Source organism: Sporosarcina sp. P26b, from assembly GCF_002743245.1.
In the GTDB taxonomy this organism is placed as follows: Bacteria; Bacillota; Bacilli; order Bacillales_A; family Planococcaceae; genus Sporosarcina; species Sporosarcina ureae_C.
The window spans coordinates 1-1,150 of the sequence record NZ_PDYW01000066.1 but is presented as its reverse complement, the minus strand read 5'-3'; the positions used below and the strand labels follow the sequence as shown (position 1 = coordinate 1,150).

Genomic DNA, 1,150 nt, shown 5'->3' with positions numbered 1-1,150 from the left:
ACATAGTCTGGTGACGATGGCGAAGAGGTCACACCCGTTCCCATACCGAACACGGAAGTTAAGCTCTTCAGCGCTGATGGTAGTTGGGGGTTTCCCCCTGTGAGAGTAAGACGTCGCCAGGCAATTCTTTTCTTAAGATCAACACTAAACATGTTATACATAATCTAGTGATCGGAAAGAACAAGAACATAATATTTTCAATTATACCCAGGAGGATTAGCTCAGCTGGGAGAGCACCTGCCTTACAAGCAGGGGGTCGGCGGTTCGAGCCCGTCATCCTCCACCATATTTCTACACCTGCCGGTGTAGCTCAACTGGTAGAGCAACTGACTTGTAATCAGTAGGTTGAGGGTTCAAGTCCTTTCGCCGGCACCACTTAGTACGAGCCGTTAGCTCAGTTGGTAGAGCATCTGACTTTTAATCAGAGGGTCACAGGTTCGAATCCTGTACGGCTCACCATTTCTTTACAATTGTTATATTGCGGGTGTGGTGGAACTGGCAGACACGCTAGACTTAGGATCTAGTGCCTTCGGGCGTGGGGGTTCGACTCCCTTCACCCGCACTTTTATGCGGAAGTAGTTCAGTGGTAGAATACGACCTTGCCAAGGTCGGGGTCGCGGGTTCGAATCCCGTCTTCCGCTTTTCATCCTTGCCGGGGTGGCGGAACTGGCAGACGCACAGGACTTAAAATCCTGCGGTAGGTGACTACCGTACCGGTTCGATTCCGGTTCTCGGCACCAATTAATTTCATAGTATGCGCCTGTAGCTCAATTGGATAGAGCGTCTGACTACGGATCAGAAGGTTGTGGGTTCGACTCCTGCCAGGCGCGCCATATTATTATATCCTTTATAGTCGGGAAGTAGCTCAGCTTGGTAGAGCACTTGGTTTGGGACCAAGGGGTCGCAGGTTCGAATCCTGTCTTCCCGACCACTTATTTGGGGCCTTAGCTCAGCTGGGAGAGCGCCTGCCTTGCACGCAGGAGGTCAACGGTTCGATCCCGTTAGGCTCCACCAAATATTATTTTTATGAACCTTATGAACCTTGAAAACTGAACAGCAAAACGTTAACGAAATACAGTTTGTGCCTGGCTTGCCAGTGACACAAACAAAATGAGTATCTTAATTGATGCCAGCAAATGAAACTCGAGCT

Annotated in this window: 9 tRNA genes and 1 rRNA gene; all 10 read left to right on the top strand. The window is 49.6% G+C overall.

The features are described from left to right. Positions 1 to 6: 6 nt before the first annotated feature. The 10 genes from rrf (at position 7) to CSV69_RS16540 (ending at position 1,014) form a co-directional block, all read left to right on the top strand. Positions 7 to 122 (top strand): 5S ribosomal RNA (gene rrf, locus CSV69_RS16585). Between the two features lie 88 nt (positions 123 to 210). Next, positions 211 to 286, top strand: a tRNA-Val gene (locus CSV69_RS16580). Between the two features lie 13 nt (positions 287 to 299). After that, positions 300 to 375, top strand: a tRNA-Thr gene (locus CSV69_RS16575). An 8-nt stretch (positions 376 to 383) separates the two neighbouring features. After that, positions 384 to 459 (top strand) — tRNA-Lys (locus tag CSV69_RS16570). A gap of 21 nt (positions 460 to 480) precedes the next feature. Continuing rightward, positions 481 to 562, top strand: a tRNA-Leu gene (locus tag CSV69_RS16565). A 7-nt stretch (positions 563 to 569) separates the two neighbouring features. After that, a tRNA-Gly gene (locus CSV69_RS16560) sits at positions 570 to 641 on the top strand. A 10-nt stretch (positions 642 to 651) separates the two neighbouring features. Beyond that, positions 652 to 740, top strand: a tRNA-Leu gene (locus CSV69_RS16555). Between the two features lie 16 nt (positions 741 to 756). Further along, positions 757 to 833: transfer RNA gene (locus CSV69_RS16550), tRNA-Arg, on the top strand. 21 nt (positions 834 to 854) lie between these two features. After that, positions 855 to 931: transfer RNA gene (locus CSV69_RS16545), tRNA-Pro, on the top strand. A 7-nt stretch (positions 932 to 938) separates the two neighbouring features. Further along, positions 939 to 1,014, top strand: a tRNA-Ala gene (locus tag CSV69_RS16540). Positions 1,015 to 1,150: the final 136 nt, after the last annotated feature.